The organism is Cellulophaga sp. 20_2_10 (assembly GCF_023476645.1).
Lineage (GTDB): Bacteria > Bacteroidota > Bacteroidia > Flavobacteriales > Flavobacteriaceae > Cellulophaga.
In genome coordinates this window covers 523,166-536,585 of sequence record NZ_JAMCOJ010000002.1, presented here as the reverse complement: position 1 = coordinate 536,585, position 13,420 = coordinate 523,166, and the positions used below count along the sequence as shown (strand labels likewise).

At 33.5% G+C, this 13,420-nt stretch carries 15 protein-coding genes; 5 read left to right on the top strand and 10 right to left on the bottom strand.

The features are described from left to right. Positions 1–8: 8 nt before the first annotated feature. From M4I21_RS06215 to M4I21_RS06180, 8 genes are all read right to left on the bottom strand, one after another. Positions 9–875, bottom strand: coding sequence for a DUF6268 family outer membrane beta-barrel protein (locus M4I21_RS06215; protein WP_249558253.1), 867 nt, complete (start codon positions 873–875; stop codon positions 9–11). Between the two features lie 23 nt (positions 876–898). Further along, positions 899–1,744: a mechanosensitive ion channel family protein gene (locus M4I21_RS06210; RefSeq protein WP_249558252.1), complete on the bottom strand. Its 846-nt coding sequence runs from the start codon at positions 1,742–1,744 to the stop codon at positions 899–901. 1 nt (position 1,745) lies between these two features. Then, positions 1,746–3,083, bottom strand: a complete 1,338-nt coding sequence (locus M4I21_RS06205) for an ABC transporter permease (RefSeq protein ID WP_249558251.1) — start codon at positions 3,081–3,083, stop codon at positions 1,746–1,748. Next, on the bottom strand, positions 3,083–4,012 hold the full coding sequence (locus tag M4I21_RS06200; protein ID WP_249558250.1) for an ABC transporter ATP-binding protein: 930 nt from the start codon (positions 4,010–4,012) through the stop codon (positions 3,083–3,085). The genes M4I21_RS06205 and M4I21_RS06200 overlap by 1 nt, the downstream gene beginning before the upstream one ends. 120 nt (positions 4,013–4,132) lie before the next feature. After that, positions 4,133–5,260, bottom strand: coding sequence for a molecular chaperone DnaJ (gene dnaJ, locus M4I21_RS06195; RefSeq protein WP_249558249.1), 1,128 nt, complete (start codon positions 5,258–5,260; stop codon positions 4,133–4,135). A gap of 9 nt (positions 5,261–5,269) precedes the next feature. Then, entirely contained in the window at positions 5,270–5,830 is a 561-nt protein-coding gene (locus M4I21_RS06190) for a nucleotide exchange factor GrpE (RefSeq protein ID WP_249558248.1), read from the bottom strand. A gap of 100 nt (positions 5,831–5,930) precedes the next feature. After that, positions 5,931–6,593 (bottom strand): tRNA (5-methylaminomethyl-2-thiouridine)(34)-methyltransferase MnmC2, encoded by a 663-nt coding sequence (gene mnmC2 / locus M4I21_RS06185; protein ID WP_249558247.1) that lies wholly within the window; start codon positions 6,591–6,593, stop codon positions 5,931–5,933. Between the two features lie 4 nt (positions 6,594–6,597). Continuing rightward, positions 6,598–7,101 carry a DUF4920 domain-containing protein gene (locus M4I21_RS06180; RefSeq protein WP_249558246.1) on the bottom strand — a complete coding sequence of 168 codons (504 nt, stop codon included), beginning with the start codon at positions 7,099–7,101 and terminating at the stop codon, positions 6,598–6,600. A 107-nt stretch (positions 7,102–7,208) separates the two neighbouring features. On the opposite strand from M4I21_RS06180, the gene M4I21_RS06175 reads away from it, so the two are divergent. Further along, the gene (locus M4I21_RS06175; RefSeq protein WP_249558245.1) at positions 7,209–8,276 is read left to right on the top strand and encodes a branched-chain amino acid aminotransferase; all 1,068 of its coding nucleotides are present in this window, start codon (positions 7,209–7,211) and stop codon (positions 8,274–8,276) included. Between the two features lie 53 nt (positions 8,277–8,329). Here the strand turns inward: M4I21_RS06175 and M4I21_RS06170 are convergent, their stop codons facing one another. Then, complete coding sequence (locus tag M4I21_RS06170; RefSeq protein WP_249558244.1) at positions 8,330–8,716, bottom strand: pyrophosphohydrolase domain-containing protein; 387 nt, start codon at positions 8,714–8,716, stop codon at positions 8,330–8,332. Positions 8,717–9,245: 529 nt separating this feature from the next. Between M4I21_RS06170 and crcB the strand changes: the two genes are divergently transcribed. The 4 genes from crcB to M4I21_RS06145 all read left to right on the top strand — a co-directional run bounded on the left by crcB (position 9,246) and on the right by M4I21_RS06145 (position 12,656). After that, a complete protein-coding gene (gene crcB / locus M4I21_RS06160; RefSeq protein ID WP_249558242.1) occupies positions 9,246–9,617 on the top strand; it encodes a fluoride efflux transporter CrcB in 372 nt (123 codons plus the stop codon). A gap of 252 nt (positions 9,618–9,869) precedes the next feature. Continuing rightward, positions 9,870–10,208: a P-II family nitrogen regulator gene (locus tag M4I21_RS06155; RefSeq protein ID WP_072304763.1), complete on the top strand. Its 339-nt coding sequence runs from the start codon at positions 9,870–9,872 to the stop codon at positions 10,206–10,208. A gap of 30 nt (positions 10,209–10,238) precedes the next feature. Further along, positions 10,239–11,519, top strand: a complete 1,281-nt coding sequence (locus tag M4I21_RS06150; protein WP_249558241.1) for an ammonium transporter — start codon at positions 10,239–10,241, stop codon at positions 11,517–11,519. Positions 11,520–11,639: 120 nt separating this feature from the next. Beyond that, entirely contained in the window at positions 11,640–12,656 is a 1,017-nt protein-coding gene (locus M4I21_RS06145; protein WP_249558240.1) for an outer membrane beta-barrel protein, read from the top strand. A gap of 69 nt (positions 12,657–12,725) precedes the next feature. On the opposite strand, the gene M4I21_RS06140 is transcribed toward M4I21_RS06145, so the two are convergent. Beyond that, positions 12,726–13,373 (bottom strand): DUF1684 domain-containing protein, encoded by a 648-nt coding sequence (locus M4I21_RS06140; protein WP_249558239.1) that lies wholly within the window; start codon positions 13,371–13,373, stop codon positions 12,726–12,728. Positions 13,374–13,420 lie beyond the last annotated feature (47 nt).

Below are 13,420 nucleotides of genomic sequence, written 5' to 3'. Positions count from 1 at the left end.
TACGTGTTTTAAAAAATTGATATTTTAAATCCTGTTTTAAAATATACATTACCATCATCATACAACGAATATACTTGTTTTCTTTTATCATCTCTTAACAAGCCTCTTTGTGATAAAGTGTGCCCTGCCAAACAATAAAAAGAAATATTCTTATTTATATTGTATTGATAGCCAAATGCACCTACAATTACAGACAATGACAAACCAGAACCCAAATCGTTATCTGGCAAGGAAATATTATTCTGTACATTTACAAAGTAACCATCCAATAATAATGCCGCTTTAAAACTATGACTATCTTTTAAATGGTATTTAAACTCCATTCGCGGCACACCAACCATATACGACCAGTTAGGATGAAACTTTTTATAATAACTAATTATAGGTAATGGTAACGGAAAACCTGTAGCACTATTGTAAGACAACCCTAAAATTAAACGCGTAGGCTTATCTGCCTCCATATTTGTTTTTATACTTACCGCAGAGAAATTAAGTTTAAAATCCTCTCGTTGTACTCCATTTACAAAATTAGAAGCCAATCTTGGCGTAACCAAACCTACAAAGGTCCATTTTTCATTTAACTTGTGAGCGTATCCTATATTAAGATCTATAATTCTTAATTTTTCTAATTCTTCACTACTAAAAGGATGTATACTATCGTTTGCAAAGTCAATAATTCCATACTCTGCTCCTGCAATTAAATAATTTCTGTCATCTAATTTGATGGGCACATTAGCCAAAAAACGAAATCTAGAAATACTTCTAGAAGACTTTTCTTTTGGCAAGGTTGTATATTCTATTCTAACAAGATCCGAACTTTGAGAAAATACAAACTGTGCTAGAAGAACAAAACAAAACCCAAACAGTTTTTTCATATGTAAAACGGGTATAGCCTAAATTATTTATTAATAATATGTATATCTCTTTGTGGAAAAGGAATAGATATATTGTTTTTCCGAAACGAAGCATCTATTAAAAACCTCAAATCGCTCTTTATTCTTGGATCCCCGTAACTGTCATTTGTATAGTAATTTACAGAAAACATAAGAGCAGAATCACCAAAGTCTTCAAACAAAACAAAAGGTTTAGGAGCCTTTAAAATTCCCTTTTTAGCATCTATAATTTCTATTAACAATTTAGATACCAGTTGAACATCACTACCATAAGCTACCCCGATTTTGACGTTTTCTCTAGTCGTTTTATGGTTCTGTGTATAGTTATAAATACTATCGGTTAAAAACTTATGATTCGGTATCACAATTACTTTATCATCCCTAGTTAAAGCTCTTGTTGTTCTAAGTCTAGTTTCAAAAACCCTACCAACCTTACCTTCTACCTCAATAATATCTCCAATATGCAAAGACTGATCCAAAATAATTAAAATTCCAGAAATTATATCTTGAAAAAGATATTGTAACGCAAAACCTAAACCAACAAATAAAGCCGCGGATGCGGTAAGCAAAACGGTTAAATCTACACCAGAAGAATGCAAAACAGTTATTACAGCTAAAATGTATAAAAAGTATTTTAAAAACCCAAAGATGCTTAAAAACTTATTTTTATCGTCTTGCGGCAGTTTAGCTACCACAATTTTATGTACTAATTTTAAAATATAGGTAACAGCAAAAAGAACAATAACAATAGTAAATAGAGTCCCTATAGAAATATCTACATTATCACCATCTACCAACTTATAAGACATAATGTCTTTTAAGAATTTTAATACTTCTTTTAACTCTTCCATATTAATACTTTAACCACTTATAAAGATCCCTATAGCTTGGTTTTTTACCGTACATTAATATCCCTATTCTATATATTTTTGCAGCCAACCAAACAATAGATAAAAACGTTACTATTAACAAAGCAATAGAAACTACCAATTGCCAAACTGGCACACCACCTTCTCCTACCCCAGAAGATAAACGCATTAACATTACAATTGGCGATGTTAACGGAAATAAAGAAAAGCCTACTGCAACAGGTCCATGCGGATTACTAAAAACCGAGATAAAACCAACATAAATAGCCAACATTAATGGCGATATTACGGGTAGCATAAATTGTTGCGTATCTGTTTCATTATCTACTGCTGCACCAATAGCCGCATAAATAGAACTATAAATTAAATATCCTAAGATAAAATAAACTAAGAAAAAACTAAATAAAGACAGCCACGGTATTTGTAAAAACATTTCTGCATATTGCTGTATATTTTCTTCCATACCGCTACTTGCCACATTCATTGCTTGTGCTTGTGGTAAACCAGAGCCTGCGCTTTCCAATGCTTCCATATCTAAATCCAAAATCAAAAACACAACTAAAAACAAAATAGAACCAGACACCACCCAAATAATAAACTGAGTTACGCCCGCCAAAGATGTTCCTATTATCTTCCCCATCATTAACTGAAAAGGTTTTACAGAAGATATAATTACCTCTATTACTCTACTTGTTTTTTCCTCTATAACACTACGCATAACAAAACTACCATAGATAATTATAAACATCATAATTAAATAACCAAAACCACCACCAATTATAGCGTTAAGCTCATTTAATCCTTTTAAGTTTTCTTTCCCTTGGAATGTTGCTGTGTGTATAGAAAAGTTTTTACTTATGGCAGCATATTGATCTTCTGACACACCTAAACTCTCTAATCTCTTTTGCTTTAATCTGTATTGAAAAACATCTTCTAACTCATTTAAAAAACCATCTGTTGGCGATTCTTTAGAGTAAAAATATGATCCATTAGTTGCCTCCTCTAATGTACTAGCATTTGGTACGTGCACCAACCCATAATACCCTAATTGTTCGGTAGAGTCTTTTGCTTGCTCTAAGGTTAAGTTCTTTAACTTTACAACAGACACATCTTCCATTTTACCAAAGTCATCTGTATAAAAACTACTCTCGTTTAATACAGTAATTACTCTTTTATCACTACCATTTAGCATTGCTAAGTACAGCACCAAAGCAACCATACCTACCATTAAAACTGGACTTAAAAAAGTCATTATTATAAACGACTTATTTTTTACTTTAGCTAAATACTCTCTCTTTATAATTAAGCTTAATTTCCCCACTACTTTGTTTTGCTTTTTACGGTTTGTATAAAAATATCGTTTGCAGACGGTATTGTTTCCACAAAGTGGTTTACTTTTCCTTTTTCTGATAAATACCCTAATAATGCACCAGTATCATTAGAAGGTAATTGTATTTTAAATTCTAACTGCTCATCTTGCTTATTGTAAGTCGGAGTCCAAATTTTATGTTTCTCTTCTAAGTTCTTTAAAATATCATTCTGTTCTGACACCTGTAGACCAACATTAAAAATATTGTTTTTATATTCTTTTTTGATGTCAGATAGTTTTCCGTCTAGTATTTTTTCTGATTGATGAATAAGTGCAATATACTCGCACAACTCCTCTACAGATTCCATTCTATGGGTAGAGAAAATAATAGAAGCGCCCTCATCTTTTAAATGAAGAATTTCATCTTTTATAATATTTGCATTTATAGGATCAAAACCACTAAAAGGTTCATCAAAAATTAACAGCTTAGGTTGATGAAGTACAGTTACAACAAACTGTATTTTTTGGGCCATACCCTTAGATAATTCCTGCACTTTTTTATTCCACCAGTCGCCAATATCCAACCTATCAAACCAATACTTTAAGCGCTTGGTCGCTTCCGCCTTAGACAGGCCTTTAAGTTGGGCTAAATACAAAGCTTGTTCACCAACTTTCATACTCTTGTACAAACCTCTTTCTTCAGGCAAGTACCCTATAGTAGCTATGTGTTCTGGCTTTAAAGGTTTGCCATCAAAAAAAACGGCTCCTGTATCTGGATAAGTAATCTGATTTATAATACGTATTAGCGTAGTTTTCCCTGCGCCATTAGGTCCAAGTAGACCATATATACAATTCTTAGGTATCTCTAAGGAAACATTGTTTAGGGCTGTATGATCTCCAAATTTTTTAGAAACACCTTTAGCCGCCAAAATAGTACTCATTCTATCAATTTTTTCAAAGATAGATAAATGGTGCCATATAAAAATAAAACCCACCCTTATTTGCACAAGGATGGGAAAAAAAATGAGCAGAGATAAACTCTGCTCAATGTATTATATTCTTTAAGAGAACATATCTTTTACCTTTTCAAAGAAAGATTTGTCAGATTTTTCTGGATGAGGAACAAAATTCTCATTCTCTCTCATACGTTCAAAAAAGTCTCTTTGCTCTTTATTTAATTCTTTAGGAGTCCAAACATTTACATGCACCAAAAGATCTCCGGCACCATAACCATTTAAGCTAGTAATACCTTTACCTCTTAAGCGTAGTATTTTCCCTGACTGAATACCTTCTTCTAACTTAATACGCACTTTACCTCCAACAGCATCAATCTCCTTAGAAGTACCTAAAACAGCTTCAGAAAGACTAATATATAAATCGTAATGTAGGTTATCACCTTCTCTCTTAAGCGTACTATGCTCTTCAGTCTCTATAAGTACTATAAGGTCACCATTAACTCCGTTACCCGGAGCTCCGTTTCCTTTACCAGATACTTTTAACTGCATACCATCTTCTACACCACCTGGTATTTTAATAGCTACTGTTTCTTCTTTAGCAATTAAACCTTGCGCATCTGCACCCGCTGGTTTTTTATCTATAATCTGACCACTACCACCACAAGTACTACAGGCTGCAGATGTCTGCATTCTTCCTAAAATAGTATTTGCGATTTTTGTTACCTGTCCAGAACCGTGACACGTACTACATGTATTATATGTAACACCTTCTGCCTGCACTTTACGCTTAACTTTAACTTTTTTCTCAACGCCATTAGCAATTTCGTCTAACGTAAGTTTTACTCTAATTCTAAGATTAGAACCTTTTACTCTACGCTGACCTCCACCGAAACCGCCGCCAAAACCACCGCCAAAGCCGCCGCCGCCAAAAATATCTCCAAACTGACTAAAGATATCGTCCATGTTCATACCGCCGAAGCCACCTGCTCCGCCTCTACCACCAGCACCACCTTCAAAGGCTGCGTGACCGTATTGATCGTATCTTGCTTTTTTATCTGGATCACTTAAAACCTCATATGCTTCTGCTGCTGCTTTAAATAGCTCTTCTGCCTTAGGATCTCCTGGGTTTTTATCAGGGTGATGCTCTATGGCTTTTTTACGATATGCTTTTTTTATTTCTGCCGCAGTTGCACTTTTGGTAATGCTTAATATGCTGTAAAAATCCTCTTTCATTTCTTGTTTTTAGTTCCCAACAACTACTTTAGGGTGACGAATAATTTTATCTCCTAACGTAAATCCTTTCTCTATTACGTCTATAATTTTACCTTTAAGCTTCTCTTCTGGAGCTGGTATTTGCGTAATAGCTTCATGTACATCTGCATTAAATGCATCTCCTTGTAAAACCTCTATTTCTTGTAAACCTTTTGTTTTTAAGGCTCCTGTAAATTTATTCTGTATTAACTCTACACCTGTTACCAATTCCTTATCCTCAGATTTAGAAATTTCTTTCATAGCGCGGTCAAAATCATCTATAACAGGAAGCATTGAAACAATTATTTCCTGGCCTGCAGTTTTAAACAAGTCCATACGTTCTTTAGACGTTCTCTTTTTATAGTTTTCAAACTCAGCAAATAGACGTAAAAACTTATCTTTTTCTTTTGCTAAATCTTGTTGTAATTGTTCTTCAACAGACAACTCTACGACCTCTTCTGCCGGAGCTTCTGTATTTTCCGTAACATCTTCAGTAACGTTATTTACTATTTCGTCTGGTGCTACTTCTTCAGCTTTATCTTTTTTACTCATTATATGCTAACGTTTATAATCTTGATTTTATAAGATGGCAAAAGTACTGCCAATTCTTCAAAATTGTCAAAATGTCATTAAAGTTTCTACTTAAATGCTATTATGACTTAGTTGCTCTAAGCATTTCTCTTTTTCCAGGAGGTCCAGGCAAACGCTCCACAGTAAAACCTACTGCCAACATAGCTCTTCTTACACTGCCTTTGGCTGCATATGTTACAAGCACACCATTAGGTTTTAATGCTTTATACATTATAGTAAAAATGGTTTCTGTCCATAACTCTGGTTGAACCCTTGCCCCAAAGGCATCAAAATAAACAAGATCAAAAGCAGCCTCATCTTTAATATCTAAAAAATCTTGTTGCTTTTTTAAAAGGGAAAAATATGGGAGAATATTTTCTTTTAATTCCCAAGCAGATGTATGCATTTTAGTAAATACATCTTTAGATTCTGGAGCATTTAATTGCGCTACATAATTAAGTTGCGCTACTTCTTCTAAGGCCACAGGGTAGGCTTCTACACCTGTATATGCTATTGTTAAATTATTCTTTGAAGCTTCTAGAGTGGTTATTAAGGCATTTAACCCTGTACCAAAACCAATTTCTAAAATAGAAACGGCACTATCTTTAAACAAAGACAGGCCGTGTTTTATAAATACGTGATACGCTTCTTGTATTGCTCCGTGTTTAGAATGGTACTGCTCGTCCCATTCTTCTATCTGTATGGTTTTAGAACCATCACCAGTTGTAATTATTTTGCGTTTCAAATAACTATTCTTTTAAAAGCACACCATCAGCCTCAAACCTATACGTTTTCTTTGGTGCTGTAATTTGTGCTATTTCTTCTTTCGTTGCTCCACCATCTTCTGCATAGTGTTGTTGCTCATCAACAGACATTTGCTCTACAAATGCTTTACCATTTACAACTACTTCTTTACCTGCAATATCTTTAGGCATAAAAAAACCATAGTCTTTAAACTTTACCATTGCTTCTTCACCGTCACCCAAGTCTAATTTCATCCAACATCCTTTAGACTGACAAACATCTAATACCTTTCCTGTAAATTTTGTAGCAACTGTATCTGCTACAGCCAAATTATGGTACACAGCGGCTATTTCCTTAGTAACTTTAGCATTGTCTGGAGTAATTTTTTCCCCAAAAGATGCTAATTCTTCTGTTTTTGTGCCTTCTTCTGGTGTTACCGTTTCTTTTTTAGCCTCTTTGCAAGACATAAACAATAAAATTACTACAAGCAAAATGTTAAAACTTTTCATATCTGATAAAATTTAGTGATAGAATGCAAATTTGAACATTTTTAATCTAAAAAAGAAGTACTAGTACTGATAATTGATTAATTTTATGATCTTAAATTCTGAATACTATGGATGTTACTACAAACCAAATTAGTGTAGAAAAGACAAAAAACACTAAAATAAACGATGTTGATTTTGATAATCTTTCGTTTGGAAGTATTTATATGGACCATATGTTGGTCTGCGATTATAAAAATGGCGCTTGGGAGGCACCTAAAGTTGTTCCTTACCAACCTATCTCTTTAGATCCTTCTGCTAAGATTTTTCATTATGGGCAATCTATCTTTGAAGGAATGAAAGCTTACAAGGATGAGAGCGATACCATTTGGATGTTTCGTCCTTTAGACAATCACAAACGTTTAAACTTATCTGCTAAAAGATTGGCTATTCCAGAAATTCCTGAAAACTATTTTATGGAAGGTCTTAAAGCGTTATTAAAAACTGATAGCGATTGGATTCCACAATCTGCAGGAAGTTCTTTATATATTAGACCATTTATTTTTGCAACAGGATTAGGTTTCCACGCATCACCAGCAGACGAATATAAGTTTGTTATTTGTGGTGCTCCTTCTGGATCTTATTTCTCTGGAGAAGTAAAAGTACTTATTGAAGAAAAATATTCTAGATCTGCAAATGGCGGTGTTGGTTTTGCAAAAGCTGGTGGTAACTACGCTGGTCAGTTTTACCCAACTAAATTAGCACAAGACAAAGGGTACCAACAAGTAATATGGACAGACGATAACACACACGAGTATATTGAAGAAGCTGGTGCTATGAACGTTTTTGTACGTATTAACGATACATTATTAACGTGCCCAACAAGTGACCGTATATTAGATGGTATTACACGTAAGAGTATTTTAAAAATTGCAGAAGACCAAGGTATTAAAACTGAGGTTCGTAAAATAAAGGTAAAAGAATTAGTAGATGCCGCTAAAGATGGTAGTTTAAAAGAAATGTTTGGCGCCGGTACAGCAGCTGTAATTTCTCCTATTTCTGGTTTTGGATTTAGAGATACAGATTATATGCTACCTAGTGTAGATGATAGTTACGCAACGTTATTAAAAAACCACATTACTAGTATACAATACAACAAATCTGAAGATAAATTTGGATGGCGTTTTAAAGTTGAATAAGCTGTAACGCTAACTTATATAAAACAAAAGAGTGCCTTACTAAGGCACTCTTTTTATTTTTCTAAAATACTAGCTATACTAGGTTTAAAATAACCTGGCCCCTTTAGTATTTTACCATCTTCCCTATAGACAGGTTTACCATCTGCTCCCAACTTACTCATATTACTACGCTGTATCTCATTAAAAACTTCTTCAATCTTATATTGCATACCGTGTTCCAAAATAGTACCACACAATATATATAACATATCACCTAAGGCATCTGCAACCTCTACCATATCTTTGCTATTGGCTGCCTCTAAATACTCCTTGTTCTCTTCGTCCATAAGGTTAAAACGCAACAAATTTCTTTGCTCGCCTAGATCTGCTTTTAATTCCTGAGAAACTCCTGCCCCAAAAGATTTATGAAATAACTCTACTGCCTTAAGTTTATTTTTCATTTGTATAATTTTACGTTAGTTTTGCACAAAAATAGAAATATGTTTACCACCGGACAATATATATTTGCTGCTCTTTTTTTTATCGCTTTTACAATACTTATTGTAATTACATATAAAAAGGACAAAAAATTACATTTAAAAAACTATACCGGTGTTAAATGGATCGTATTAACATTTATAATCTTCATTATTTCGTTGTTCTTTATTAAACATTTTTTAAAAAATTAACGTTTTACTACCATTCACAACAAAAATCAAGCAACACACAACAAAAAGTAGACTTTCTTCGTTGTAGTGTAAGAAAACACGTATTTTTGCGTTGTACTGATAACAAACTCTGTCAAATGACTATTTTTCTTAACATATTATTTATTCTAGTTATTATAAACGCTGTACTACTGGTATTTAGCGTTAATCGTAATACGTCTAAAGCAAAGAAAACGATAGAACAACCTTCAGCAAAAGTTTACCCACTTAATATTATTACTACGAAGTACAAAAAAGCAATTTAGTTTTTTACCTTTGAGGTATGAAACAAATGTTACTTGTCTTTTTAGGTGGTGGAGCTGGGAGTGTATTACGCTTTCTTGTTAGCAAAACATTTAATAACTCATTTCAACCTTTATTCTTAGGTACTTTTTTAGTTAACATAATAGGAAGCCTAATCATAGGACTTATTATAGGACTAACTTTAAAAGGCAATTACTTAACAGAAAACCAAGCACTACTTTTAGCTACAGGTTTTTGCGGTGGCTTTACCACCTTCTCAACATTTGCATTAGAAAACCAATCTTTATTAAAGAACGGAGACTTTTTACACTTTACATTATATACTGTCCTCAGTATTACTTTTGGCATATTTGCCGTTATAGGTGGTTTCTGGATTTCTAAATCCTTATAATACTTCTTAAAATTTCACTTAATTTCTACATAAAATAACTAATAGTTGCAAATAAACTATTAGAACACCCCTTTTTACTCAAAATATACTTTTTCATAATATCAATTTAACAAAATATTAATTTATTATTTATACACCCCCATTTTTAATGGGGGTTATTTTATTTATATCGTAAAAATAAAAAACATACCCCTCAAAATTTAGAAGTAAATACATTATAAAATACATTTACCCTGTAATTAACCAAACGATATGAAAAAAATTGAAGCAATTATTAGAAAATCTCAATTTGACGACGTTAAGAAAGCGTTACATAAGATTGAAGTAAACTTTTTTAGTTACTGGGATGTAACTGGAGTAGGCAACGAGAAACAAGGACACGTATACCGAGGCATATCTTATAGCACAAGTGATATACAAAGAAGGTATTTATCTATAGTTATTTCTGATGAGTTTTTAGAAAAAACTGTAAACACAATTTTAGATGCAGCTTACACAGGCAATGTAGGCGACGGCAAAATATTTGTATCTGAAATTAGCGACGCATACCGTATTAGAACTAAAGAAAACGGTAACGCCGGAATTAACTAACCAAACCAAGATATACTTAAAATTAAGATTATGACTGACGTACAACAAGACGCATTAAACAAAGCCGTAGAATCTATCACTAGTGATATAAGTGCTTTATGGATAGTAATTGCTGCCATTTTAGTATTTTTTATGCAGGCAGGTTTTACACTGGTAGAAGTTGGCTTTACACGTAGTAAAAACTCGGGTAATATAATAATGAAAAACATTATGGACCTTTGTGTTGGTTCTATAATGTTCTGGGCAGTAGGTTACGGAATTATGTATGGTAGCGATACTGTTTTAGGGGGCCTTTTTAGATCTAGCCCAACAGAACAAGGGTATTTCTTTTTCTCTGCAGATGACTGGTACAACTTATTTTTTCAAACAGTATTTTGCGCTACTGCAGCAACAATTGTATCTGGAGCAATAGCTGGACGTACTAAATTCTCTACCTACCTTATATTCTCCGCTATACTAACCACAATAATTTACCCTATCTCTGGTAGTTGGTATTGGACGTTTGACAAAAATGCTTGGCTAGATGTTGCTGGCTTTGTAGATTTCGCAGGATCTTCTGTAGTACACGCCGTTGGTGGCTCTGCTGCATTAGTAGCTGCTATTTTAGTTGGCCCACGTATTGGCAAATACGAAGACGGAAAGGTAAAAGTTATACCAGGTCATAATATGGTACTTGGTGCACTAGGTGTTTTAATTCTATGGCTAGGATGGTTTGGCTTTAATGGCGGTTCTCAATTAGCTTGGGGTGGATCTGACACTATTGCAGCAGGGAGTGTAATTATAAACACCAACTTAGCAGCAGCAATTGGTGCTATATCTGCTCTTTTCTTTACGTGGTTAAAATACGGAAAACCAGATATTTCTATGACACTTAACGGTGCTTTGGCTGGCTTGGTAGGTATTACCGCCGGTTGTGGTGCTGTAAACGCTTGGGGCGCTTTAGCTATTGGTCTTATATGCGGAATTGTAGTAGTACTTTCTATAGAGTTTATTGATAAAAAATTAAAAATAGATGATCCAGTAGGAGCTGTTTCTGTACACGGTGTTTGTGGTTTTCTTGGTACTGTTTTAGTTGGTGTTTTTGCATCAAAAGGCGGATTACTGCACGGTGGTGGCGGTAAATTATTATTGGTACAAACATATGGCTCTTTAGCTTATATTTTCTGGGCAGGAATTACATCATTCATTGTTCTTTTTGTTTTAAAGAAAACTATAGGACTAAGAGTAACTAAAGAAGAAGAGGTAGATGGCTTAGATGTTCACGAACACGACATAGAAGTTTATCCAGAATTTACAACTACTGAAAAATAAAAACTAAAGAAACTAAAAACGGAGCGTTTTGCAGAACGCTCCGTAACTAAAAAGTTTCAAAACATAAAATAAAATTCACTAACAAACCCTTAATACTTAAGGATCTATAATTTATTTAATATGAAATTGAATACGACCACAAAATACTTAAAAAAAATATCATTTTCAATAATGATTTTATCTACAACCGTAATTTTTGCTCAAGAAGAAGAGGAAAAAAAATTAAACATTAGCGGGTCTGTAGACGCATATTACAGAACAAACTTAACAGCAGATGACAAAGCTGTTGGCGGCGAACCAGTAGCTCCATTAACTTCATTTGCTAATGAAACTGGTTTTGCCTTGGGTATGGCTAATATTATTGCTAGTTATGAAGGTGAAAAAACGGGAGCTGTAGCAGACCTTGTATTTGGACCTAGAGGTGAACAAGCAATTACAGGTTTAAATGTTAATCAATTATACGCTTACTGGAACGTAAGTGAAGGGACAAAATTAACAATGGGACGTTTTAATACATTTTTAGGATACGAAGTTATTTCTCCTGTAGGTAACTTCAACTACAGTACGTCTCACCTATTTTCTAGCGGACCATTTTCTCATACTGGTTTAAAAGCAGACTTTACATTATCTGATGATTTTAGCTTAATGCTTGCTGTAATGAATGTTACAGATGTAGACAATAACTTAACGAGCCAATACTCTTTGGGAGCGCAGTTAGGCTACTCAGGACAGTATTTAAATTTATATTATGACGACAAAGCTAACTTAGGTTTTGAAATTGACTACACAGGTGGTTTTGATTTATCTGATAGTTTTTACCTAGGCATTAACGGTGCTTATGCTGACAATGAAGGTAATGGTTTTGCTGGTGTTGCTTTATATCCACAGTTAAAAACATCTGAAACAGTCACTTTTGGATTAAGAGGCGAGTATTTCACTCAAATGATTGATGGCTTAGACAATGAACCAAGTGTTTTTGCAACTACATTAACTGGTAGCTTTATTGTTGAAGATTTAATAATTAAGCCAGAAGTTAGGTTAGATGCTTGGAGTAACAATGAGCCATTTTTTGATAATGATGGAGATCCATCAAAAAGCTTATCTACCTTTTTAATTGCCGCAATTTATTCGTTTTAAAAAAAGCAAGTTTAGTTTATAGTTTGGTTGTTGTAGAAAGTCCAGTATGTGCACTGGACTTTCTCTTTTTTATTCTTTTTTAAAGGCCTTAACCCCCGCTCTTACTTCTGTATCTAAAGTATTAACAGCTGGTACAACAGGACAAGAATACTTTTTACTATAAGCACAATAAGGGTTATAAGCCCTGTTAAAATCTATAGTTATATAATCTTCATCTGGTATAGATAACTCTATATATCTTCCTCCACCATACGTTTCTTTACCGTTGGTATTGTCTAAAAAAGGCAAAAACAGATGATCTATATACTTCTTCTGCTTTATTAATTGCTGATTTTGATACACCTCTAATTCCAACTGTTTACCATTTAAGGTAAAGTGTAACGTTCCATATAATTTATATTCCTGATTTTGATTCGTTGTAGTTGGCATTAAAAATGTTGGTGCACCAAGAGCTAATTTTAATTTAGCGTTAACAATGTAGGTTGTATCTGGCGTAAAAAACTCTAACCCATTAAAGTCTTTTCTATACTTAGTAGGTAAAGGAGATGTTTTAGGATCCCTATAATCATCATTTAATTTTTTATGATACTCTAAAATTCCTTTAAGTTTATCAGATTTAGTTGCTGCTATTTCTTCTTCAACTTTATTTGTATGATATTTTTTTTGTCCATTACAACTTAACAATACCACTAAAAATAAAAATACAGTATACCTCATCTTATCATTTTAAATTAATACTGCAAAAATACAACTTATTACTTTTT

Excerpts from the sequence above, each read along its gene's own strand:
- M4I21_RS06145 (WP_249558240.1), top strand. The coding sequence starts at position 11,640 with ATGAAATTGAATACGACCACAAAATACTTAAAAAAAATATCATTTTCA.
- M4I21_RS06215 (WP_249558253.1), bottom strand. The coding sequence starts at position 875 with ATGAAAAAACTGTTTGGGTTTTGTTTTGTTCTTCTAGCACAGTTTGTA.
- M4I21_RS06190 (WP_249558248.1), bottom strand. The coding sequence starts at position 5,830 with ATGAGTAAAAAAGATAAAGCTGAAGAAGTAGCACCAGACGAAATAGTA.
- crcB (WP_249558242.1), top strand. The coding sequence starts at position 9,246 with ATGAAACAAATGTTACTTGTCTTTTTAGGTGGTGGAGCTGGGAGTGTA.
- M4I21_RS06175 (WP_249558245.1), top strand. The coding sequence starts at position 7,209 with ATGGATGTTACTACAAACCAAATTAGTGTAGAAAAGACAAAAAACACT.
- M4I21_RS06150 (WP_249558241.1), top strand. The coding sequence starts at position 10,239 with ATGACTGACGTACAACAAGACGCATTAAACAAAGCCGTAGAATCTATC.
- M4I21_RS06210 (WP_249558252.1), bottom strand. The coding sequence starts at position 1,744 with ATGGAAGAGTTAAAAGAAGTATTAAAATTCTTAAAAGACATTATGTCT.
- M4I21_RS06170 (WP_249558244.1), bottom strand. The coding sequence starts at position 8,716 with ATGAAAAATAAACTTAAGGCAGTAGAGTTATTTCATAAATCTTTTGGG.
- M4I21_RS06140 (WP_249558239.1), bottom strand. The coding sequence starts at position 13,373 with ATGAGGTATACTGTATTTTTATTTTTAGTGGTATTGTTAAGTTGTAAT.
- M4I21_RS06155 (WP_072304763.1), top strand. The coding sequence starts at position 9,870 with ATGAAAAAAATTGAAGCAATTATTAGAAAATCTCAATTTGACGACGTT.
- dnaJ (WP_249558249.1), bottom strand. The coding sequence starts at position 5,260 with ATGAAAGAGGATTTTTACAGCATATTAAGCATTACCAAAAGTGCAACT.
- M4I21_RS06200 (WP_249558250.1), bottom strand. The coding sequence starts at position 4,012 with ATGAGTACTATTTTGGCGGCTAAAGGTGTTTCTAAAAAATTTGGAGAT.
- M4I21_RS06180 (WP_249558246.1), bottom strand. The coding sequence starts at position 7,101 with ATGAAAAGTTTTAACATTTTGCTTGTAGTAATTTTATTGTTTATGTCT.